Here is a 22,287-nt window from a genome sequence, read left to right on the forward strand (position 1 = left end):
CTCCTCCACTATTTGTAATTTGTTTTTACAAATAGAAAAGGTGGTGGACGGATTTTAAGTTGTTTGGATTAACAAGGTGGCCTTACTATGTTCATTCCCCTCATCTCCTTGGATTCCTGTTATTAAATATATTATAGTTCAACAATATGGAAAATTTCTACATTTAATTATGCCAACTCCAGCGCAACCTCCATCATGTTCGTAAAAGCAGTCTGCCTTTCTTCGGGGGTTGTTTGTTCACGTCGAAGAATATGGTCACTGACTGTTAGGATCGTCAGGGCATTCACCCCTGCATAGGCTGCGTTCAGATAAAGTCCGGCCGTCTCCATCTCTACTGAGAGAATCCCCATCTTCTGCCACTTTTCCAGTGCGGTTGGGTCAGCATTGTAGAAGATATCACTGGTCAGGATATTTCCAACATGCACTGGGAGCCCTTTTTGATCGGCCGCTTTCTTTGCTTTGTCCAATAATTCAAAAGATGCAATATTGGCAAATTCTCCGGGTAAATTGAATTGGTGGACATATCGAGAGTCAGTTGATGCTCCCATCGCCAGTACAAGATCATATAAATTCATATGATCCTGAATGGCTCCGCAGGTTCCAATCCGGATTAAATTTTTCACTCCAAAAATATGTATCAATTCCCAGGAATAAAGGCTCATGCTTGGCATTCCCATTCCTGTCCCCATGACGGAAATTTTCTTCCCTTTATAGGTTCCAGTATATCCAAACATATTCCGAACGGAATTGAATTGCTGAGCATTTTCCAAATACGTCTCCGCAATAAATTTTGCGCGTAATGGGTCACCAGGTAAAAGGATGGTTTCCGCAATTTCCACCCCGTTCGGTTTGATATGCGGTGTTTCTTTACTTTCGTTCATGACATTTTCTCCTTTTGCTAAGCTAATTATTATTAAGTTCTCGCTTTTAGCCTTTTTTGATTCAGCATTCATCAATTAACATAAAGTTAATAACCTTCAATTATTGATGTGATAATGCCAACCGTTACTATGGCAAGACAAGAATAAAGAAAGTGATGAACATCGAGAACGGTGAATCCTGCCAATACAATCAGCCCATCCAGGAAAATAATAGTTAGTGCAAGATTGGTAGAAAAGCTTCTTGATATAAGTTTAGCCAGTAAATCCGTACCCCCTGTGCTAGCTTTATGACGAAGCATGAGTCCTACACCAATTCCGATGATGACTCCTCCTACCAGCGCACCCGTCAAACTCGAAACGGAAAATTCGTCTCTAAGCGGCGCAAGCAAATCAATAAATAAAGATGAAACAAGCAATCCTTGAATGCTGCTTAAAAAGTAGGCTTTTTCTTTTATCAAAGCCAGTATACAAATTGGGAGACTTAATAAAATCATCGAAATTCCAGTTTGAAATTTAAAAAAGTAATAAATAATGAGGGCAATTCCTAAAATACCGCCATCGATTAAATGATTAGGAATGAAGAACCCATTTACCCCAATACCTAGCAGCATACTTCCTATTAATGTAGCAAAAAATTTCTCAAATATAGTAATCACCTTGTCCGACCTTTTTATTTTTATGATATGAAGGTACCAAAAAATTAAGAATAAGCTAATTTGCAACAATTTCTGTTAAAATAGGAACTAAACCCATAGAGACACTTATAGATTACAGCAGGATTGGCGAGAATGTGAAAGTGATGGAGGTGGGAAAATTTGACACGAATATTAGCTATTATTTCATTATTATTTTTATTTAATTATTCAGCCCCGCTTATTGAACAAAAATTAGATCATACTGACAAGGTTCAAGCAGTTGATAAGATCCAATCAGAGGTCAATATTCCGGAAATCATGTCAACGATTGGTCAAATGTTTGCCCAAGTTGAACAGTTACTGAAAAAGTTAAACCTAAATTTAGAGGAAGTTCCGAAGACACCAATAAAAGAAGAACCTATTGAAAAAATTAAGCTGCAAACACCAGAGAAACAATTATTTTCTATATCAAATATTGAACTAGGCCAGACAAAGGAACAAATAGAAATGAATGCAGGAGCAGCCAAACGGTCTTCCCTTAATGAGTATGGGAGCGATTGGTACGCCTACCACAATAATTACCATAATTTTTTTATGGTGATGTACGATGAAAACAATAAAGCTTCTGGAGTATATACGGATCAAGATTTAATCTCTTCTTCAAGTGGGATTAAGCACGGAAGCACAAAGGACGAGGTTCATACAATCCTGGGCAATCCTCTAAAGCAAATTCAAAAGGGACGGTATGTTTATCAGTTTGAAGCTGACAGGGATTATGATGTGTATTTAAAGGATAATGCCTATGTGACCATTTTTTATGATAAACATGAGGGAAATACTGTAACTGCAATGCAGATCATTAGAAAAGATATGGAGCAGCGAAAAGCAGATTTTTACACACAAGCAAGCCCTGCATTAAAAGAGGGGTTTGAATACCAGCTATTTGATTTAACCAACGCAATACGGGTCACCCATCAGCTGCCTGTTCTGACATGGGATGAGCATGTCAGGGAGACAGCACGAAAGCACAGCACGGATATGGCTGTAAATGACTATTTTGACCATACAAATTTGAAAGGACAATCTCCGTTTGATCGGATGAAAGAGGATCATACTATTTTTCACTTGGCCGGAGAAAATCTTGCTTACGGTCAATTCAGCAGTATTTTCGCCCATGAAGGGCTGATGAATTCACTCGGCCATCGGGAAAATATTCTGCGTGAAGGATATCGCTATCTTGGTGTAGGCGTCGCATTTAATAATGAGTCGCAACCTTACTATACAGAAAACTTTTATGCAAAATAACCCATTTCCCCCCATTAATTATATTCCGGGCAGGTATGGCACTACTATAAAGGAATCCAAGAGGGTTCTCAGGCTGTCGAGTAAACTTCGATGGCCTTTTATTTTACTTGGTTTGGATAAACTTCTGTATAACTGTGGTTCGGACACTTTCTCTTCTATCACAAGCGATTTTGTCCGAAAGCGGCACTTGTTCGGACACTTTCTCCTCTCTTTCAAGTGATTTTGTCCGCAGGCGGCACTGGTTCGGACACTTTCTCCTCTTTCAAGCGATTTTGTCCGCAGGCGGCACTGGTTCGGACACTTTCTCCTCTCTTTCAAGCGATTTTGTCCGCAGGCTCCCCTGGTTCGGACACTTCCTCTTCCTTTTCGAGTGATTTTCGTGGATTTCCCACGTAAAGGAGAGTGTCCGGAGCGGAAATCAACTTGCAATAATGCTTTAGACAAAATGTAAAATTGCCGAGAAAAATACTTTCTCGGCAATCTAAGGAACCTTTGAAGGTTCGTATTTTATTAATATGATAATGTTTAAGATACCAATTCTATTTTAAAACAAGTTCCTCTTCAGTAACGGAATTCCTATTTACCCATTTAAAATCATCTGCAATTTCATAGGAAGCCGGTGTCATTTCCTTCATTTGTTCGAAAGTAAGTTCATCTACCATTTCTACCAGATAAAGCTTCCCTTCTCGGAATTTAAAGACAGCATACTCCGTTACGATTGTGTCGACGCGATTTTTTACAGTTAAAGGATATGTACACTCCGGAAGAATTTTCGGCTCTCCTTTAGGCGATAGGTGTGTCATCGCAGCAATGACTCGTTTTGCACCAACAACGAGGTCCATTGCACCACCTACACCAAGAACGTCTTTACCCGGTACGGCCCAACTGGCAAGATCACCGGTTTCGGAGACCTGCAGTGCTCCGATAACAGTCGCATCAAGATGACCGCCGCGCATAATACAGAATGAAAGAGAACTATCAAAGTATGAAGCATGCGGCAATGCGGTAATTGGCTGAACGCCTGAGGCATTAACTAAATCCATGTTCTCAGGATCAATAACAAAATCAGGTCCAGGTTCTGGTCCAGCGCCTAAAATACCGTTTTCGGAATGTAGAGTAACAAGTCCCTTTGGTAAATAATCAGCCACCAAGGTTGGAATTCCAATCCCGAGATTTACACACCCCATTGATAATTCTTGTGCACAGCGCCATGCGATATAGCGTTTTACAGAGTCACTCATTATTTTACTTCCTCCCTTTTAACAACAATATCAACAAAAATAAATGGTGTTACAATTTTATCTGGATCTAATTCACCAATTTCAACAATTTCATCTACTTCAACAATTGTTAATTTAGCTGCAGTTGCCATGGCTGGGTTAAAGTTTTGGGCTGTCTTTTTATAAACGAGATTGCCCGCTTTATCAGCCTTATGAGCACGAATGATGGCCACATCAGCAGTGAGCGATTGCTCTAGGACATGCTCTCTGCCGTTATAAATACGAGTTTCCTTCCCGCGTGCAAGGTCTGTTCCCGCTGCAGTTGGGGTGAAAAATGCCGGAATCCCCGCTCCGCCTAAACGAATTGCTTCAGTAAATGTTCCCTGCGGCAGTAATTCAATCTCAACGCTTCCTTCACGATAGGCTTTTACTAGTTCTTTATTCGTTGAAAAGAAGCTCCCTACCACTTTTTTGATGCGGTTTTGGATAAACAAATCATTTAGTATGGATACACTTCCAAGACTGTTTGTAATTAAAGTTAGATTAGTGAGGTCTTCCCGTTTAACTAATGCTCTGGAAAGTTGACGAGGCATACCGGGAAATCCAAATCCCCCTACCATAATGCTGGATCCTTCTGGAATTTGCCCGATTGCCTCCTCGGCATTTAAAAACTGGACTTTCGTTTGAATCTGTTCAATCGTATCGTTCATCATCCATGCTCCCTCTGAATTACTAATATTTTGCTTTTATACTAACCAGTTGGTATGTTATCATTTATACCAACCGGTTGGTATGTTATCATTTAAATAATATGACAAGAATCAATTTTCTGTCAATTGGCTTTTTAATAATTTTTTTATCTTTTAAGAATAATATTTTTTTATCGTAAATCTACTCCATTGAAATATTGGAAGATTAAGATTTTAAAAATAAGTATTGAACAAAACGTTGATAATACAACATTTTCGAGTTTTTTCGACATATTTCCAAAAATTTAGACTAATCTGCAAATTGTGTTGACAAAGCTATTTTAGCATGTACAATAAAAATTGTATTATTATTCATTTTTTTATATTTCTAAAAGGTTTTTATTATTTTAATTTACAAATTTTCATTACTATTAATTGTTGGAAGGATGATTGAAATGAAGTTAGAAGAAGTTGCAAAACAAATCTCCACTCCGCTGGACGCTCCTGCTTTCCCACGCGGGCCATATCGATTTAATAATCGTGAATACTTAAACATTGTCTACCGTACAGATATTGAGGCATTGAGAAAGGTAGTACCAGAACCGCTTGAAATCGAAGAGCCGCTTGTGAAGTTTGAAGTGATCAAGATGCCAGATGTTACCGGTCTAGGCTCTTATACGGAATGTGGTCAAGTCATTCAGGTTAATTACAATGGTGAAAAAGGTGACTATGTACACTGCATGTATGTGGATAATCATCCTGCCATTGCTGCAGGCCGTGAAGTCGGAGCGTATCCAAAGAAGCTGGGTAAACCAAGTTTATACATAGATTCTGACACGCTTGTAGGTACATTGGATTATGGTGCCTTACGAGTAGCAACCGCTACGATGGGATATAAGCACCAACAAATCGATTTGGAAGCTGCTCGTGAAGAAATTTGTAAGCCATACTATATGCTTAAGCTAATTCGAGGGCAGAATGGAAAACCGCGTATTTGCGAGCTTGTCCGTGGTGAGATCAAGGACATTACGATCAAGGGTGCTTGGACATCCCCTGCCCGCTTGCAATTATTTGCCCATGCTCTTGCACCGCTGGCTGACTTTCCTGTGCTGGAAGTTGTCTCAGCATCCCATATTCTTACTGACCTATCTCTCCCGCGCACAGAGGTAGTTCATGATTATTTAGCCGAGGCGAACGTGGTTTCAAATAAGGAATTAGTCAGCCAAAAATAAACAATAATCAAAGGAAAAGCCGGCCTGACCCTTACTTTACGATTGTAAAGGACTAGGGGGCAGGCCTTTTACATTGAGATGCGGCTGGCACCACGAATTAGCTTTATCAAATTGGATACATTATATACGAGCAATTTTTATTGCTCAAAACTATCGTCGGGAGTGATGTATCATGGCTAGAAACAAACTATTGGTTCCTGGGTCAGGCAATGTTCTGGATCAAATGAAGGAAGAAATCGCCAACGAGTTTGGAGTGCAGCTTGGTGCTGATACGACCGCACGAGCCAATGGTTCAGTCGGCGGCGAAATGACAAAACGTCTCGTTGCTTACGCTGAGCAAGCATTACGAAATCAACAAGGCCAATAACCTTTGATTTCATGCAAAAAGGCTGCCCATACACACATTGGGCAGCCTTTTTCATTTATTCACATTGAGGGACCATAACGCCCAGATTAATTTTTAACGGATAATTTCGCTTTTAACTCCAGCCGGCGGCGGTGAAGGATCGGTTCGGTATAACCGTTTGGCTGGTTGTATCCTTCAAAAACGAGGTCACAGGCGGCCTGGAAGGCAACTGATTCCTCATAATTGTCGGCCATCGGGGAATAGTTAGCATCACCAGCGTTTTGGGCATCTACCACTTTTGCCATTCGCTTAAGTGTTTCTAATACTTGCTCTTTCTTACAGATTCCATGATGAAGCCAGTTGGCGATATGCTGACTAGAAATCCTCAGCGTCGCACGGTCTTCCATTAAACCTATATCGTTAATATCCGGAACCTTAGAACAGCCAACCCCTTGGTCAATCCAGCGGACAACATATCCGAGGATGCCTTGAGCGTTGTTGTCGAGCTCCTGCTGGATTTCCTCAGCTGTCCAATTACGGCTATGCGAGACAGGAATTTCTAAAATATCGTTTCGTAAATCCTTAATTTCACTTTTTAATTGTTCCTGAACACTCGTAACGTCCACTTGGTGATAATGCAGCACATGCAGGGTGGCAGCTGTTGGCGACGGAACCCATGCAGTATTTGCGCCGGCTTTCGGATGGCCGATTTTTTGCTTCAGCATTTCTGCCATTAAATCTGGCATTGCCCACATTCCTTTACCGATTTGCGCGCGGCCTTGCAGTCCTGCAGCTAAGCCATTAAAGACATTTGACTTTTCATAGCTTTGCAGCCATAGCGATGATTTCATCTCATTTTTCCTGATCATTGGACCGATTTCCATCGAAGTATGGATTTCATCACCTGTTCGGTCCAGGAAGCCTGTATTAATGAAGACGATTCTTTCTTTTACTGCATAAATACTATTCTTTAAATTTAAAGAGGTACGGCGCTCTTCGTCCATTACACCAATTTTTAAGGTATTCTTTTTAAGTTCGAGAATTTCTTCTACGCGTTCAAAAAGTTCATTAGCGAACGCTGTCTCTGCGGATCCATGCATCTTCGGCTTTACAATATAAATGGAACCTTTGCTGGAATTTTGATAGGTACCGTTCCCTAGCAATGTATGCTTTGCAAGTAAACTTGTCACTACTGCATCCATGATGCCTTCATGAACTTCATTGCCGTTCTTATCCAGGATCGCGTTGTTTGTCATTAAGTGGCCCACGTTCCTTACAAACATTAGGGAACGACCCTTAAGTGTGATGATTTTTCCATCTGGTGAAGTATATTCTCTGTCAGGGTTTAATTTGCGAGTGAGTATCTTATCTCCCTTTTGGAAACTTGCTGTTAAATCCCCTTTCATCAATCCAAGCCAATTTCTGTAAACGCCAACCTTGTCTTCTGCATCAACCGCTGCTACCGAATCCTCACAATCCATTATGGTGGTTAATGCTGATTCTAACAGGATATCCTTGACTCCTGCTTTATCAGTTTTACCGACCGGATGGCTGCGGTCCACTTGAATTTCAAAATAAAGGCCATTATTTCTCAATAGGATTGCGTATGGCGCAACTGAGTTTCCTTGATAGCCCGCAAATTTAGCTTCATCTTGAAGACCAACAGTAGTTCCATTGCTTAAAGATACAGCTAATTTCCCTGATTCAACTGCATATTGAACGGCATCTCTGTGGCTTCCGCCATTTAAAGGAACGCACTTGTCAAGGAATTCTCGTGCGAATGTAATAACCTTTTCACCACGAACAGGATTATAACTTCCTTCACGTGTTGCCCCGCCGTCTTCGCTAATTGCATCTGTTCCATACAGCGCATCATAAAGGCTTCCCCAACGGGCATTTGCCGCATTAAGGGCGTATCTGGCATTATCCACCGGCACCACTAGCTGAGGGCCCGCTTTTAGTGCAACTTCTTCATCCACGTTTTCAGTTGTAACCTGAAAATCTTCCACTTCAGGCTCTATGTAGCCAATTTCTTTTAAAAATTGTTTGTAACTTTGGGCATCAAAGTCTTTATTTTCCTTGTGCCATTTATTAATTTTGTCTTGGATTACATTCCGCTTGGCAAGTAATTCGCGATTTTTTGGTGCCAGGTCTTCGATAATTTGTTCGAAATTGGACCAAAATGCATCAACTTCAAGATTGGTACCCGGAAGCGCCTCTTCATTGATAAATCGATAAAGGATTTCTGCAACCTGTAAATTCCCCGCCTTAACATAGTTGGACATGCTATAATTCCTCCTTAAAACTAGTAGTTATTTAAAATCCTAAACTATAAATGTTTGGATTAACAACCTAAATACGAAAATATATTTACAGAAACCTTTATTAATACAGAGATTATTTATTTAATCTGTTATATTACACAATTAAAGATTAGCATTTTCAGATACTATATTCAATATTTATTTATAAATTTTCCAACAATTCAATTTCATTCACATTATTATTCTACTATGGAACTGCTATTTCCTTCAGATTTAAATTTATTCTTCAAAGTGCCCAACTTGTCTATTTCAATTGATATTTCATCACTATCCTTTAGCCAAACCTGCTGTTTTTCAGGTTTACCGAGTATGACTCCTGCTGGTGTACCGGTCAAAATGACGTCCCCAGGTTGAAGGGTAAAGTGGTCTGATAAATAACTGATGAGTTCTTCGCATGGGAAAATCATGTTGGAAGTATTAGAATCCTGACAAATTTCCCCATTAAGCTTCGTAACAATCCTTAAATTATTGGGATTTGTTACTTCTTCCTTACTAACAAGATATGGGCCAAGCGGGCAAAATCCGTCGCAGGATTTGCCTAAAAGCCATTGTCCGGTTACTTTTTGAAGATCACGGGCTGTTAAATCATTGGTAATACAATATCCATAGATAACGGAAAGGGCTTCTTCCTTCTTCACATTTTTGGCCTTTTTACCAATAATAATCGCTATTTCACCTTCATAATCCACTTGCTTTGTATTTTTTGGCAACAAGATGTCTTCCCCGTGGGCCCGGATGGCTGTATTAAATTTGCTGAAGATAATTGGGACAGGCGGTAATGAGAGCCCGCACTCTGCTGCATGATCCTTGTAATTAAGTCCAACACCAATGATTTTTTGCGGTTCAGTAACACAAGGGCCAACTGTCAATGACTCCTCGTCTAAGTGCAGGGAATCCTCCTTGTTGGACCAATCTAATAACTCACGGATCTTTTCTGTTCCAAAAGCAATTAGTTCAGCTGTTGTTTTCGGCGCTGATTGAATATGGGGGTGTTTACTAGCGGCTGCCTCTACGTCCAAGATTCCTCTTTCTGTCTTAATACCCAGGTACAGCTTTTCTCCTTTATAAAAAGTTAACGAGATCATTGCCTTCCCTCCGTTTTTGTAATAATAGAATTTATTTTCCAAAAAATTTTCAAGTGTTCTTTATTATTGTATAATTTATATTGGTACTGTCATTGAAAGTGGTATACATCGGGGTTGGGGCGCCAAACTTCTGTCCCGTAAAATGTATGGAGTCGTCAGTGAAGACGAAAAAACACCATGCGGCACCCAATTGCTTCTTTATAAATAAAAAGCATTCCAACCCCGCCAGGTTGAAATGCTCATGAAAAAGTATTAGTTGTTTACTGTTACCCTTGAAAACAGTTTTCCCCAACCCTTTACTTTGGCAGGATCGACATTGACCATTTTTAAACACTCCCAGATTAGCACGTTTATTGTGTCGTACAAGGGGATTTCATACTTTTCCTCATAGTATTCTACTTTTCCTACCGCAGGGAAGTTTGTACACACCACACTTAGTGCATCTGCAGGCGTCACGCACACTTCCTTAATCTGCTCCTCAATTCTTTCCTGTGAAACTTGACTGAAAGAACGGTTGACAGTTTGGGCAAGTCCAGAAACATTAACCGTCTCTACATTACAATGCTTTTTATATTGTTCAACAATCAATTTATTGATTTCTGGGATATATGGCGTAACCATGTGGATCGTTTTTATATTATGTTCTTTGAATGCTCTAACCTGTGACAGCATAGACGTTGTTGCTGGGATGCCTGTTCTTTTTGTAATTTCTTCACAAAGTTTATAATCCATATCAAAGCCAAGCCATCCGCCAGATGTTCCGTTCCAGGCAATCACATCTACTTCCGCATGGGCCAACAGTTCTGCTGCTTGCAGCATTGGTTCAAAGTTAAATTGACTGAGAGCATCCTGTTCCAGTGAGATTTTTGTTACCTCAAAACGGCCATAATGGCAGGTCACTTCAGGTACATTGTATAACATTCTTGAGCAGATTGGCTCTAAAACCGTATTGGATGACGGAGTGAGCATTCCGATTTTCTTTGGTTCTGACATAATACTTTTTCCTCCTTCATTAATTGATTGTGCCAATTTTCTTATTGTAGTTAATTAAGCTTGATACGGTTGCCAAGAGAATCCCAGCAAAGACAAACACCATTAGAGCTAAGAAATAGGAACCTGTAGTCGATACAATTATCCCAATATAAATAGGAGTGATGACGCCAGCAATATTCCCAGCAAAGTTCATGCATCCACCGACAGTTCCGACATGCTCGCGCTGCGAAATGGCTGCAGGAACACTCCAATATAAACCACCCCAGCGCAGGAAGAACAACGCAAAGGAAAGCGTCGTAATCGCCATGGTTACGGAAGTTGACTTCGATAATAGGAAAATCGAAATTGCAGTCATAATACCAGCTATAGAAAGCATGGTTCGCATAACAGTATTGTCATTTCCACCTTTTTCGCGCCACTTATCTGTAATCAATCCACCGATAATCTCACCAATAAACCCGGCACCAAAAATAATTAAAATCGATCCGCCAATCGCTTTAATATCCAGGTTTTGTGTTTGCGCCAGATAGGATGGTCCCCAAGTCATCAGCCCATAGAAAACGGTATTAAACGAAAACCAGCCAAGGCACATGCACCAGAAATTCCTTGCGGCCAAGTAGTCCTTTGGACCAATTTTTATGCCAGTGGCATTGCGCTTATGCTCTTCGTATTCTTCTTCAAGTGCATTTCTGATATATTCGCGCTCTGCTTCATTTACTTTTGGGTTGGCATTAGGTCCACCTTTAATAACTCTCCAGACAAGGTAGGCAACCACGATGGTTAAAATACCGGCGCCAATCAATGCACCTCGCCAGCCGCCAAACCATGCCATAAAGGCAACAATAATCGGTCCGCCTACAGCTGTTCCCAGCGGTGCACCACTATCAATAATGGTTGCGCCGCGGCCCCGTTCGCTTTTGCTCAGCCAAATAGCCTGCAATTTTGATGATCCTGGCATAACAGGTGCTTCTGTTATTCCCAATAACACACGGAGCGTCATCAGCATTTTCGGTCCATTGATGAAACCTGTTAATGTTTGGACAATACCCCAGCCTAGCGCTGCCCCGAACACGACTTTATCAGGACGGATTTTGTCAGACAGCCAGCCGGATGGAATTTGCATGAGGGCATAACCCCAGAAGAAAGAACTTAAGATGACTCCGACGATAGCAGGGTCCAGCGCAAGGTCCTTTTGAATAGCCGGCATGGCAATCGATAGAACTGCTCGGTCCACATAGTTGATCGTGACAAGTGCTAAAAGCATAATAAATACGCGCCAACGGACATTCGTTGGTTTGGCTGCGAGTGCCGCATTTGGATTTTTGGAAACTTTAAGACCAGTTCCACCTTGCATAAAAATCCCCCTTTAATAGATTTCATTCATTTTTCCACAAAAAACGAAACCAATGTACGATGTGTTTTGCGACTATCGAATTACTTGTCAGCCCTCACCTCCTTTCATATTCGATAACACATCTTAGGGGGGGTTATTAATAAGTTTTATATTGCAGATACAATTGACTGAACTTTTGAGATTTTATTTCTAAACAAAAACTTTCCTCGGCCTTGTTCCCCAATGACATATCCGTCGCGGACAATTTCCTCGCCGCGTGACAGCACCCGAGTAATGGTTCCCTTGACCTCTGTACCTTCATAAAGGTTGTAATCAACATTTTGATATTGTTTTTTATGGGTAATGACCCTTGAAACTTTCGGATTAAATAGAACAAGATCAGCATCGAAACCAATTCCTATACTTCCTTTTTTCGGATAGAGACCAAATGTTTTGGCAGGCCCAGTGGAGATAACCTCAACAAATTTTTGGAGTGATATTCTTCCCTCATTAACCCCGAAGTGATAAACGATGGAGAAAATATCCTCTAGGCCAGGTACACCGTTAGGAATCTTTGCAAAATTGTCCCTTCCCAAAGTCTTCTGTCCTTCAAAAAGGAATGGACAATGGTCTGACCCTACCGTTGAAATTTGACCGGCGGCAATACCCTTCCAAAGATGCTCCTGATTCCATTTTTCACGAAGCGGAGGGGAACAGACATATTTTCCACTTTCAAAATCCTGAAGTTTTAAATAGCTTTCATCAAGGACTAAATAATGAGGGCATGTTTCTGCGGTTACTTGCACCCCGCGTTTTCTTGCTTCTGCTACTTTTTGAAGTGCATCAGCACAGCTAACATGAACGATGTAAATTGGAGCATTGGCTGCTTCTGCGATGGCAAGTGCTCTTCCGGTTGCCTCTGATTCAGTAATCGGCGGCCTTGTCCAGGCATGATAGATTGGTTCGGTATTTCCATTTGCGAGAGACTCCGTAATCAATTCATCAATAATATCGCCGTTTTCGGCATGGACATTTGTGATAATTCCTGCTTCCCCCGCTTTTTTCAAAATTTTATACATTTCACGGTCATTCACCATCAGCTCGCCCTTGTAGGCCATAAATAGTTTAATAGACGTAACACCTTTTTTATCTGCGAGGATTGGTAGTTCCTCCAAAACATGATCGTTGTATTCGCTAATTATGGAGTGAAAACCGTAATCGATTAGCGACGACTTCCCCTTTTTTTTCCATTCTTGTAAATTCTCCAAGAGTGTCTGGCCTTTTTTAGGATTGGTGAAATTAATAATGCTGGTAATCCCGCCTGCCGCCGCCGCTCTGGTTCCGCTTACAAAATCGTCTGCTGTTCCAGTGCTTTGGAATGGCCAAGCAAGATGAGTATGTACATCTATACCTCCGGGAAAAACATATTGCCCGCTTGCATCAATAACATTGGCATCCGGGTCTGCTGCATAATGGCTTGAAATTCCGGAAATCACCCCGTTCTCAATAAGGATATCTGCCTTATAAATGTCTGTTGCGGTAACGATCGTTCCATTTTGAATAATGGTTTTCAACTTGTCTTCAATCCTTTCGTGTGGATTTTTTATAAATCTGTCGCCTGTCGACAGATTCAATCGCATGTGCATAGAGCAATAAGCCCTTATCTGTAGTCTGTCGACAGTTTAATTTATGAGACATTTATCCTTGTGATGACCTTCTTATTTTTTATTCATTAGTGTATTTAGAGAAAATTTCCTTCAGATGCTCCAAATCGGTTTCGAGATGTTTGTTCATCATAAATGCCGCCTTGTCTTCATCTCTCCTTTTCATTTGCGATAAAATATCCTGATGTTCGTTGTATACAATCCATTCCCTATTCTCACCTTGGAAGTTTAGGGTTCTGAAATAGTGACTTAATGAATGAAGATCTCTCAGCTGTTTCTTTAATCTTCTATTTTGGCTGTATTTAATGATTAATTCGTGAAAACGTCCATTTTCGGCAATCAAAGCCTGTCTGTTCCGCTCCCCTTCTACGTCCAAATATTGCTTCGAATCAATGACTGTTTTTTCGATATTCTGCAGTTCCTGGGCTGTGGCAAGTCTTGTTGTCAATCTAGCAGCCAAGGACTCCAAGACCATCCGGCACTCGTAAATATCCACGATATCCTTCAAAGTTGGTTTATAGACAGTGATTCTTGACTTTTCATCAATGGCTAATAACCCCTCTTTTTCCAAGGCTCGTACCGCTTCTCTGACAGGGCTTCTGCTGATATTTAAATCTCTGGCGATTCTCGCTTCATATATGCTATCACCAGGTTTTAAGTCCCCTTGAACAATCATTTCTCTAAGCGTGTTATAGACTTGATCATAATATCGGACAGGTTTTTCAATGGAAAATGAATCCATTATCCGTCACCACCTTCTGTAGTCTGTCGACACTTAAATGTTCATAAAACTATCTACCTTTACTCAACATAGTTTATTCGTAAATTAAGCAGTTATAATCCACAAAAACATAGTATCATTTTTATTTGGTAAATCCAATAGATATTTTAAAATTTTCACAAAATTCCATTAGTTTTGTAAACAGATTTTTTTGAACAAAAATTGAAATAATTGTCGATAAAAAAACATTTTAAATGCGAAACCAAGACATGCCCTCTTCCGACTATTACATTGTAGTTTAAATATTAAGGTAGAAAAATAAAATACATAGGAGGTCATCATGCTAAGCCAATCATTAATTGAAGACGTACTGACAGCAGCTTTATCCACTGGCGGCGATTTTGCTGAGATTTTCGCAGAGGATCGGTTTACCAATAATATTACCCTTAGAAGCAGCAAAATTGAAGCCGCTCTCTCCGGACGTGATTTTGGGGTTGGGATCCGTGTATTTAAAGGATTGCAAAGTGTCTATGCCTATACCACCGATTTCAGCAAGGCGGGTCTGGTAAAGGCTGCGAAAAATGCGGCACAAGCTATTAAAGGAAACACTGTCATCTCCCCTGCCCCATTTGTCCAAGAGTCGTATGGTACACTCCACCCGATCCAATTGCTGCCGCAAGAGGTAGTTAAATCTAGAAAAATTGCGGTCATGAAAAATGCTTCAGATATGGCTAAAAGCTATCACTCTAGTATTTCTCAGGTAACCGTGCGTGTAATGGATGAGGAGCAAAATGTGCTTATTGCCAATTCTGAAGGAAAATATATCGAAGACAAACGAGTCCGCTCAAGACTCGCGATACAAGCTGTTGCTGTCAGCGGCAATAAAATGGAAACTGGCTTTTACGGACCTGGTGCCCATAGTGGGTTTGAATTTATCGACAATTTAAATCTTGATCTTTATGCCAACGAAGCTGCCCGGATTGCCGTAACCATGCTCGATGCCAGCCCGTGCCCGAGCGGCAAATTCCCTGTCATTATTGATAATGAGTTCGGAGGTGTAATTTTTCATGAGGCCTGCGGACATGGCTTAGAGGCTACCGCCGTTGCGAAAAATAATTCTGTTTTCGCTAATCGCATCGGGGAAAGAGTGGCTCCGGAAATCGTTACGTACATTGATGATGGCACAATTCCGAATGAATGGGGATCCATTAACATCGACGATGAGGGTGAAAAGGCAAGAAAAAATGTGTTAATCGAAAATGGGATTTTAACAGGCTATTTAATTGATAAATTTAATTCTCGCCGGATGGGAATGGAATCTACCGGTTCCGGCAGAAGGCAGTCCTTCCGGTTTGCCCCTACCTCAAGGATGACCAATACGTATATCGCTCCAGGCAATTCAAGACCGGAAGAAATCATCGCGGCGACTGAAAATGGAATATATGCCAAGTACATGGGCGGCGGCCAGGTCAACCCAGCAACAGGCGATTACAACTTTGCCGTCATGGAAGCGTACCAGGTAAAAAACGGAAAAATCGGAAAGCCATTAAAAGGTGCCACTTTAATTGGGAATGGCCCGAAAACCCTGCAGCTTGTCGATATGGTCGGGAACAATCTTGGCCATGGTGCGGGAATGTGCGGTTCCTTGAGCGGCAGTATCCCGGTGAACGTCGGCCAGCCAATGATTCGGGTAAGTGAAATCACTGTTGGCGGGACAAAGGGGGAATAAAAGATGAAGATTCAGGATTTTCAGGTGAAACTTTTTAATGAATCCGCCTCAACTGGTTTTACAGATGTTGAGGTTTACTATGAAATGAAAGAAGTTTTTGGCTGCCAAATTTTTAAAGGCGAAATCGACCAATACGAAATCGCGGAAGATGGCGGGGTATCTTTCCGTGGTACCATTGACGGGAAAATGGGCTACGCCTATACGGAAAAATTAGATGATGCCTCAATCCCCTTCCTATTAAAAAATGCTAAAGAAAATGCTGAGTCTATGACTGACGAAGATGTTGAAGAAATATTTGCTGGCAGCAGCTTTTATGAGAACCGGAACTTTTATTCCGGAGCCTTAAATGAAGTAACCATTCCGGAAAAGATTCAATTTATCAAACATGTGGAAAGTGAACTGCTGGCAGTGGACCCGCGAATTGTGGCGACAGATTATTGTTTGATTCGTACTACATCGGTAACCAAAAGCCTCTCTAATAATAAAGGATTGTCCTTACGTGATCAGGTGAATTATTTGTATGTGATGGTGGAAGCAATTGTGAAGGATGGCGAGGAAACAAAGACATCCTTTGAATTTAAAGTAACAAAGGATTTCTATAGTTTGGATGCCAAGGAAATTGCTAAAAGAGCAGCTGAGGAAGCCTTATCACAGTTGGGTTCAAGAAATATTACGAGCATGGATTACCCTGTCCTGTTACGTAATGATGCGGCCGCCAGCCTGCTGGCTGCTTTTTCCGATAATTTTTCTGCGGAAAACACTCAAGCAGGGTTATCTTCGCTTAAAGATAAACTGGGTAAGAAAATTGCGAGTTCGATAGTGACTATCGTCGATGACCCGTTCCTTGAAGATGGGCTTGGCAGCAGGAATTTTGACAGTGAAGGAGTAGCAACGGAGAAACTTACCTTGGTGGAATCGGGTGTCTTGCAATCCTTCCTCCATAATCTAAAAACAGCGAAAAAGGACCAAACCGTCACAACCGGCCATGCCCAGAAAGATTCCTATAAAGGTGCCGTCAAGGTTGGGCCTTCCAATCTTTATATTGTTCCTTCAGCATCATCTTTGGAAGAGTTGGTCTCTGCGATGGACGAAGGCGTGTTAATTACCGGTTTATCCGGCTTACATTCTGGAGCAAACCAAATCTCAGGTGACTTTTCGGTTGCCGCTAATGGGTTTTATGTTAAGGATGGAAAAGTCCAATTTCCGGTAAATCTTATGACGATCGCGGGAAATTTTTACCAGCTTTTGGCGGATGTGGAGAAAATAGGATCCGACCTTACCTTCCCACTCTCACCAGTTGGTTCGCCGTCCCTGCTAATTAAGTCCTTATCAGTTACAGTAGAATAAAGTGATGTTTTTTATAGGGGGCTGTCTCTCACCTTGGGAGGCAGTCCCCCGTTTCTTTTCACCTTAAATATTTCATTGACAGGATTCGCTTTTAATCATAATGTTATCTTTGTTGAAAAAATCCTAACCTCATTGGTGATCATTATGAAAGAATTTGTTGTTGTTCGAAAAAAGAATAGACTAAGTTTACCCGTTACTTTTTTAAAGAAAGACATCGTATTCACAGTTTCACTTATATTAGCATTATCAAGCTGCTTTCTGCATCCTCCAAAACTTGAATATATTAATCTCAAGGTTATTATATGTTTATTTAACCTTATGCTAGTCATTAAGGCTTTTGAGGAACTGAAACTATTAGACAAATTCGCAATTTCGATATTAAATAAATGCAATACTAGCAAAAAAGTATCTGTGATTCTTGTTTTTTTATGCTTCTTTTGCTCGATGTTCGTTACCAATGATGTTGCCTTAATAACATTCGTACCGTTGACACTGATTATTAGCAAAAAGACGAAGATGAACATGATGGAAACCATTGTCCTGCAGACCATCGCGGCTAATCTAGGCAGCAGTCTAACACCAATGGGAAATCCGCAAAACCTTTTCATTTTTACTTATTTCGGAATAAAACCAATGCAGTTTTTCGAGGCAATTTTTCTATTAGCTGTCTTTGGGAGCGTTATGCTTGGAATTCTTTTAATAAGGCTAAAAGGGAAAGAATTAAATGTTGTGTTCCCGTCTTCCACATTAGAGGGCAGAAAAAAAGCTGTGATTTGGGGAGTAGTGTTTGCTGTCATCATAGCATCTATCTTTGGTTTGGTTAGTGACAAACTTGCATTGCTCTTGACGGTAGCTGCAGTTTGTTTACTAGATATTCATTTATTGAGAAAAATAGATTATACCCTGCTTATTACGTTTATTTGCTTTTTTGTTTTCATAGGAAATATATCCAATACAAGTATTGTAAACAGTTTTGCTAATCAAATTCTCGACAGTTCACCTTCTGTTTTCTTTACTTCTATTATTTTAAGCCAAGTGATCAGCAACGTCCCTGCCTCCCTCCTTCTTGCAAAATTTACGATGGATTGGCAGCCTTTATTAATGGGGGTCAACATTGGAGGACTTGGCACCATTATTGCATCGCTGGCAAGCGTCATTTCATATAAACTATTCATTAGGGAGTTTCCGGAGGAAAACAAGAAATACTTAATAAAATTCAGCATTTATAACTTTGCGTTTCTTTCCGGAATAACCATTATTCAGTATTTTTTTGGTGTCTAAATCAACCGTCGGGGGTTTCGTCCCCGGCGGTAAACTGTTTAAATGAGCTTATTCTTTTACAAAAGCAACGAATCGTTCTACGACATCGCTGACAAATTTCAGTGTTGCTTCATCTTTTAGAAGACCAGTTTCTTCATCAAATTTAGATGCAGCCAAATTGATAATAATTTCGTTTCCAGCAGGTGGCAGCAGTTTCACCTGCAGTGCTGTCAAGATTTGACGAATATGCAATTGGGCACGCAGCGTTCCAGCTATGCCAGTAGCTGCGCCGGCAGTCATAACCGGTTTTCCAATCAATACTTTATCAACGCGAGACAGCCAATCAAGCGCATTTTTTAACACGCCAGGAATAGACCAGTTATATTCAGGAGTAACGATAATAACACCATCTGCTTCTTTAACTTTCCTTTTAAACTCAATTACTGCTTCAGAAGGATTATTTTCAGCATCTTGGTCATAATGCGGAAGTTGTCCGATTTCAAGAATCTCTAGTTCAAAATTTTGAGTAAACCTTTCCTTAATCGTTTCCGCCAAACCCCTATTATAAGAACCTTTTCGCAAACTTCCCACAATTGCTACGAATTTCATTTTCCAGTCACACACCTCTTTATCTAATTTAAAAACGTTTACTTAAAAGATTATAGGTATAATAAATTTAACTTTCAACAAAGGTGCATCAAAGCAAAATGACGATTTCTTGCGCCAATAGGACTATTTGCTTATTTCAATATTGGTAAAATACTCAATTCATGCAAGAAGTTGAAAATTGTTTTTTTAGGTTACGCTGAAAAAACAGGACATGTTTACTAATTCCTTATTGTGACTGTATACTCTTATTTGAAATGTACTTATGATATAAATTTAGGTGGTGACAGTAAATACAGTGATTTTAGTTATCGACAACTATGATTCATTTACATTTAACTTAGTCCAATACATACGAAATATTGGCGAAGACGTAGTCGTGATTCGCAATGACCAGCTAACGTTGGAAAAAATAGAATTGATGAAGCCGGATTCTATTTTGATTTCTCCAGGGCCAGGTAATCCTGATACCGCGGGTCTTTGTTTAGATGTTGTAAAAAGATTTCATCAGGACATTCCTATATTAGGTGTCTGCCTCGGGCATCAAATCATTGCCCAAGCATTTGGTGGAAACATTATTAAAGCGGCTAAACCCATGCATGGAAAAATTTCCTTCATCAGGCATGATAAACGTGGTGTCTTCACAGGACTGCCTTCACCATTTCAAGTCACACGATATCATTCATTAATTGTCGAAGAATCCTCCTTCCCCTCCAGCTTAGAGATTAGTGCCAGAAGTGAGGACGGGGAAATTATGGCCCTTCGCCATAAGGAATATAAAGTGGAAGCCGTTCAATTCCATCCGGAATCCATTATGACGGAAAACGGAATGGAAATGCTGCAAAATTTTTTTATAAAGGAAAAGATAAATGAAACATAAAGCTCCTCTTTTAACCTTCGAATTTGCGGATTCATCCGGAAACATTAAGCCATATACATTTCAAAAGCCATTGGAAGTGATTTCGGCTCATTCCATCGACGAAGTGGTATCCAACTTTCAACGCCTGCAAGAATGGGTTGACAAGGGCTATTATGCAGCAGGGTTTCTTTCTTACGAAAGTGCACCCGCCTTCGATTCTGCTTTTAAGGTAACCAATGCAAGCACATTTCCATTGCTTTGGTTTGGAATATTTCAAGAGCCGTTAAATCAGCAGTATAGCAGTAACAGTACTTATACACATACTGACTGGGTCCCTTCCGTTAATATGGACCAGTATTATCAAGCAATAGATTTCATAAAACAAGCGATTGAATGCGGAGATACATACCAGACCAACTATACGATTCGGTTAAGCTCAAACTTTCAAGGAGATGATCTTGCTTTTTTTGAAAAGCTAAAAAAGGCCCAGTCTTCAAATTATTGTGCTTACATAAATACCGGTGAACATAGTATTTTATCAGCCTCTCCTGAATTGTTTTTTCACTGGCAGGGCAGTAGTATCACTACCCGACCGATGAAAGGAACGATAAAAAGAGGAAAAACATTTGAGGAGGATAAAGCGAACGCGAACTGGCTATTTCATTCGGAAAAAAACCGGGCCGAGAACCTCATGATTGTTGACCTGTTGCGAAATGATTTAGGAATGATCGCGGAAGCGGGTACTGTATCAGTACCCAAGCTTTTTGAAATTGAAAGTTATCCAACTGTCCATCAAATGACTTCCACGATAACGGCAAAGGTTGTTGATACTATCAATGTTTATGATATTTTTAAGGCCCTTTTTCCATGCGGATCCATAACAGGTGCACCTAAGATAAGCACAATGAAAATCATTTCTGACTTAGAAACAGAACCACGTGATGTTTATTGCGGAGCGATCGGTTATATCACCCCGCACAAGGAGGCAATTTTTAATGTTCCGATCAGAACTGTTTTGATTGAACATCTTTCGGGTAAGGCGACCTACGGAGTTGGCGGTGGAATCACTTGGGATTCTACTTCTGATGGCGAGTATGAAGAAATTCTGGCTAAATCAAGTTTGCTTGAAGCGGACAGTCCGGAGTTTCAATTGCTGGAAAGCCTGTTATTAGAGGATGGAGTTTACTTTTTGTTAGATGAGCATCTTACCCGCTTGAAAAATTCAGCGGAATACTTCGGTTTCCAGATTGATAGGGATGTCGTCCAAAAGTCTTTGGATGATTTTGCAAACAGGCATAATAGTGGTCAATGGAAGGTTCGAGTTCTATTGGATAAGTGCGGGCAGATAATAATTGAAGGGGTTTCTATAAATCAAATGGGGCCGTTTGTGAATGCGGTCCTTGCTGATAAACCAGTGAACCGGGATCATATTTTCCTGTACCATAAAACAACCAGTCGCGATATCTATACTCAATTCCAAACTAGGAAGCCTGTTGAAGCTTTTGATGTACTTCTCTGGAACGAGGACGGTGAGCTAACAGAATTTACAAACGGGAATGTTGTACTAGAAATAGACGGAGTGTTATATACTCCCCCGGTTAATAGCGGCTTATTGGCAGGCACATTTCGAAATGAACTACTTAAAAATGGTGAAATCCAAGAAAAGAAGTTAACCACTGCTGACCTTGAAAAATGCACAAAGGTCTGGTTTATCAACAGTGTAAGAAAATGGCTGGAAGTACAATTTTTATAAAAAATTAAAGCAGCGAAGGTCTGACTTCCGCTGGCCTTTCTACGTGCCCCATCTCTCCAAAAAATCCGAGGATCGGGCAGATAGAGCCTTTCTACGTGCCCCATCGCTCCGAAAAATCCGAGGATCGGGCAGATAGAACCTTTTTACGTGCCCCATCTCTCCGAAAAATCCGAGGATCGGGCAGATAGAGTCTTTCTACGTGCCCCAATGCTTCTAAAAATCAAAGGTTTAGGCACATAGAACCTTTCTACGTGCCCCATCTCTCCAAAAAATCAAAGGATCGGGCAAATAGAACCTTTCTACGT

19 protein-coding genes are annotated in these 22,287 nt (G+C 40.5%); 8 read left to right on the plus strand and 11 right to left on the minus strand.

What is annotated here, in order from left to right; translation table 11 throughout:
- Window positions 1-167 precede the first annotated feature (167 nt).
- Together deoD and ACZ5AE_RS14150 are read right to left on the minus strand one after the other, a co-directional pair.
- Entirely contained in the window at window positions 168-881 is a 714-nt protein-coding gene (deoD, locus tag ACZ5AE_RS14145; protein WP_464573329.1) for a purine-nucleoside phosphorylase, read from the minus strand.
- 86 nt (window positions 882-967) lie between these two features.
- Window positions 968-1,537: a YitT family protein gene (locus ACZ5AE_RS14150; protein ID WP_464573331.1), complete on the minus strand. Its 570-nt coding sequence runs from the start codon at window positions 1,535-1,537 to the stop codon at window positions 968-970.
- 159 nt (window positions 1,538-1,696) lie between these two features.
- Between ACZ5AE_RS14150 and ACZ5AE_RS14155 the strand changes: the two genes are divergently transcribed.
- Window positions 1,697-2,821 carry a CAP domain-containing protein gene (locus ACZ5AE_RS14155; RefSeq protein WP_464573333.1) on the plus strand — a complete coding sequence of 375 codons (1,125 nt, stop codon included), beginning with the start codon at window positions 1,697-1,699 and terminating at the stop codon, window positions 2,819-2,821.
- Between the two features lie 539 nt (window positions 2,822-3,360).
- Here the strand turns inward: ACZ5AE_RS14155 and ACZ5AE_RS14160 are convergent.
- Window positions 3,361-4,062, minus strand: a complete 702-nt coding sequence (locus ACZ5AE_RS14160; protein ID WP_464573335.1) for a 3-oxoacid CoA-transferase subunit B — start codon at window positions 4,060-4,062, stop codon at window positions 3,361-3,363.
- Window positions 4,062-4,751, minus strand: coding sequence for a CoA transferase subunit A (locus ACZ5AE_RS14165; RefSeq protein ID WP_464573629.1), 690 nt, complete (start codon window positions 4,749-4,751; stop codon window positions 4,062-4,064). Before ACZ5AE_RS14165 ends, ACZ5AE_RS14160 begins: the two co-directional genes overlap by 1 nt.
- A gap of 428 nt (window positions 4,752-5,179) precedes the next feature.
- On the opposite strand from ACZ5AE_RS14165, the gene ACZ5AE_RS14170 reads away from it, so the two are divergent.
- Window positions 5,180-5,962, plus strand: coding sequence for an acetoacetate decarboxylase (locus ACZ5AE_RS14170; protein WP_464573630.1), 783 nt, complete (start codon window positions 5,180-5,182; stop codon window positions 5,960-5,962).
- A gap of 172 nt (window positions 5,963-6,134) precedes the next feature.
- Window positions 6,135-6,329: a small, acid-soluble spore protein, alpha/beta type gene (locus ACZ5AE_RS14175; protein WP_464573337.1), complete on the plus strand. Its 195-nt coding sequence runs from the start codon at window positions 6,135-6,137 to the stop codon at window positions 6,327-6,329.
- A gap of 86 nt (window positions 6,330-6,415) precedes the next feature.
- Here the strand turns inward: ACZ5AE_RS14175 and ACZ5AE_RS14180 are convergent, their stop codons facing one another.
- The 6 genes from ACZ5AE_RS14180 to ACZ5AE_RS14205 all read right to left on the minus strand — a co-directional run bounded on the left by ACZ5AE_RS14180 (window position 6,416) and on the right by ACZ5AE_RS14205 (window position 14,449).
- Window positions 6,416-8,593 (minus strand): malate synthase G, encoded by a 2,178-nt coding sequence (locus tag ACZ5AE_RS14180; RefSeq protein ID WP_464573339.1) that lies wholly within the window; start codon window positions 8,591-8,593, stop codon window positions 6,416-6,418.
- Between the two features lie 218 nt (window positions 8,594-8,811).
- Window positions 8,812-9,717, minus strand: a complete 906-nt coding sequence (locus ACZ5AE_RS14185; RefSeq protein WP_464573341.1) for a fumarylacetoacetate hydrolase family protein — start codon at window positions 9,715-9,717, stop codon at window positions 8,812-8,814.
- Window positions 9,718-9,969: 252 nt separating this feature from the next.
- Window positions 9,970-10,710, minus strand: coding sequence for a maleate cis-trans isomerase family protein (locus ACZ5AE_RS14190; protein ID WP_464573343.1), 741 nt, complete (start codon window positions 10,708-10,710; stop codon window positions 9,970-9,972).
- Window positions 10,711-10,729: 19 nt separating this feature from the next.
- Window positions 10,730-12,064 (minus strand): MFS transporter, encoded by a 1,335-nt coding sequence (locus ACZ5AE_RS14195; protein ID WP_464573345.1) that lies wholly within the window; start codon window positions 12,062-12,064, stop codon window positions 10,730-10,732.
- Window positions 12,065-12,210: 146 nt separating this feature from the next.
- Complete coding sequence (hydA, locus tag ACZ5AE_RS14200; protein WP_464573347.1) at window positions 12,211-13,683, minus strand: dihydropyrimidinase; 1,473 nt, start codon at window positions 13,681-13,683, stop codon at window positions 12,211-12,213.
- Between the two features lie 85 nt (window positions 13,684-13,768).
- The gene (locus ACZ5AE_RS14205) at window positions 13,769-14,449 is read right to left on the minus strand and encodes a GntR family transcriptional regulator (protein ID WP_464573349.1); all 681 of its coding nucleotides are present in this window, start codon (window positions 14,447-14,449) and stop codon (window positions 13,769-13,771) included.
- Between the two features lie 319 nt (window positions 14,450-14,768).
- Between ACZ5AE_RS14205 and ACZ5AE_RS14210 the strand changes: the two genes are divergently transcribed.
- The 3 genes from ACZ5AE_RS14210 to ACZ5AE_RS14220 all read left to right on the plus strand — a co-directional run bounded on the left by ACZ5AE_RS14210 (window position 14,769) and on the right by ACZ5AE_RS14220 (window position 18,785).
- A complete protein-coding gene (locus ACZ5AE_RS14210) occupies window positions 14,769-16,157 on the plus strand; it encodes a TldD/PmbA family protein (RefSeq protein WP_464573351.1) in 1,389 nt (462 codons plus the stop codon).
- Window positions 16,158-16,160: 3 nt separating this feature from the next.
- Window positions 16,161-17,504: a TldD/PmbA family protein gene (locus ACZ5AE_RS14215; RefSeq protein WP_464573353.1), complete on the plus strand. Its 1,344-nt coding sequence runs from the start codon at window positions 16,161-16,163 to the stop codon at window positions 17,502-17,504.
- Between the two features lie 144 nt (window positions 17,505-17,648).
- Complete coding sequence (locus ACZ5AE_RS14220) at window positions 17,649-18,785, plus strand: SLC13 family permease (protein WP_464573631.1); 1,137 nt, start codon at window positions 17,649-17,651, stop codon at window positions 18,783-18,785.
- Window positions 18,786-18,833: 48 nt separating this feature from the next.
- Here the strand turns inward: ACZ5AE_RS14220 and ACZ5AE_RS14225 are convergent, their stop codons facing one another.
- Complete coding sequence (locus ACZ5AE_RS14225; RefSeq protein WP_464573355.1) at window positions 18,834-19,373, minus strand: NADPH-dependent FMN reductase; 540 nt, start codon at window positions 19,371-19,373, stop codon at window positions 18,834-18,836.
- A gap of 295 nt (window positions 19,374-19,668) precedes the next feature.
- Here ACZ5AE_RS14225 and ACZ5AE_RS14230 point away from each other — a divergent pair, with 295 nt between their 5' ends.
- Window positions 19,669-20,250 carry an anthranilate synthase component II gene (locus tag ACZ5AE_RS14230; RefSeq protein WP_464573632.1) on the plus strand — a complete coding sequence of 194 codons (582 nt, stop codon included), beginning with the start codon at window positions 19,669-19,671 and terminating at the stop codon, window positions 20,248-20,250.
- Window positions 20,240-21,982 (plus strand): aminodeoxychorismate synthase component I, encoded by a 1,743-nt coding sequence (pabB, locus tag ACZ5AE_RS14235; protein WP_464573357.1) that lies wholly within the window; start codon window positions 20,240-20,242, stop codon window positions 21,980-21,982. Before ACZ5AE_RS14230 ends, pabB begins: the two co-directional genes overlap by 11 nt.
- Window positions 21,983-22,287: the final 305 nt, after the last annotated feature.

The organism is Neobacillus sp. S1227, assembly GCF_055385255.1.

Coding starts and splice junctions, on each gene's coding strand:
- ACZ5AE_RS14165 (WP_464573629.1), bottom strand. CDS start 4,751: ATGAACGATACGATTGAACAGATTCAAACGAAAGTCCAGTTTTTAAAT.
- hydA (WP_464573347.1), bottom strand. CDS start 13,683: ATGCGATTGAATCTGTCGACAGGCGACAGATTTATAAAAAATCCACAC.
- ACZ5AE_RS14190 (WP_464573343.1), bottom strand. CDS start 10,710: ATGTCAGAACCAAAGAAAATCGGAATGCTCACTCCGTCATCCAATACG.
- ACZ5AE_RS14185 (WP_464573341.1), bottom strand. CDS start 9,717: ATGATCTCGTTAACTTTTTATAAAGGAGAAAAGCTGTACCTGGGTATT.
- ACZ5AE_RS14220 (WP_464573631.1), top strand. CDS start 17,649: ATGAAAGAATTTGTTGTTGTTCGAAAAAAGAATAGACTAAGTTTACCC.
- ACZ5AE_RS14175 (WP_464573337.1), top strand. CDS start 6,135: ATGGCTAGAAACAAACTATTGGTTCCTGGGTCAGGCAATGTTCTGGAT.
- ACZ5AE_RS14160 (WP_464573335.1), bottom strand. CDS start 4,062: ATGAGTGACTCTGTAAAACGCTATATCGCATGGCGCTGTGCACAAGAA.
- pabB (WP_464573357.1), top strand. CDS start 20,240: ATGAAACATAAAGCTCCTCTTTTAACCTTCGAATTTGCGGATTCATCC.
- ACZ5AE_RS14210 (WP_464573351.1), top strand. CDS start 14,769: ATGCTAAGCCAATCATTAATTGAAGACGTACTGACAGCAGCTTTATCC.
- ACZ5AE_RS14180 (WP_464573339.1), bottom strand. CDS start 8,593: ATGTCCAACTATGTTAAGGCGGGGAATTTACAGGTTGCAGAAATCCTT.
- ACZ5AE_RS14195 (WP_464573345.1), bottom strand. CDS start 12,064: ATGCAAGGTGGAACTGGTCTTAAAGTTTCCAAAAATCCAAATGCGGCA.
- ACZ5AE_RS14205 (WP_464573349.1), bottom strand. CDS start 14,449: ATGGATTCATTTTCCATTGAAAAACCTGTCCGATATTATGATCAAGTC.
- ACZ5AE_RS14215 (WP_464573353.1), top strand. CDS start 16,161: ATGAAGATTCAGGATTTTCAGGTGAAACTTTTTAATGAATCCGCCTCA.
- ACZ5AE_RS14225 (WP_464573355.1), bottom strand. CDS start 19,373: ATGAAATTCGTAGCAATTGTGGGAAGTTTGCGAAAAGGTTCTTATAAT.
- deoD (WP_464573329.1), bottom strand. CDS start 881: ATGAACGAAAGTAAAGAAACACCGCATATCAAACCGAACGGGGTGGAA.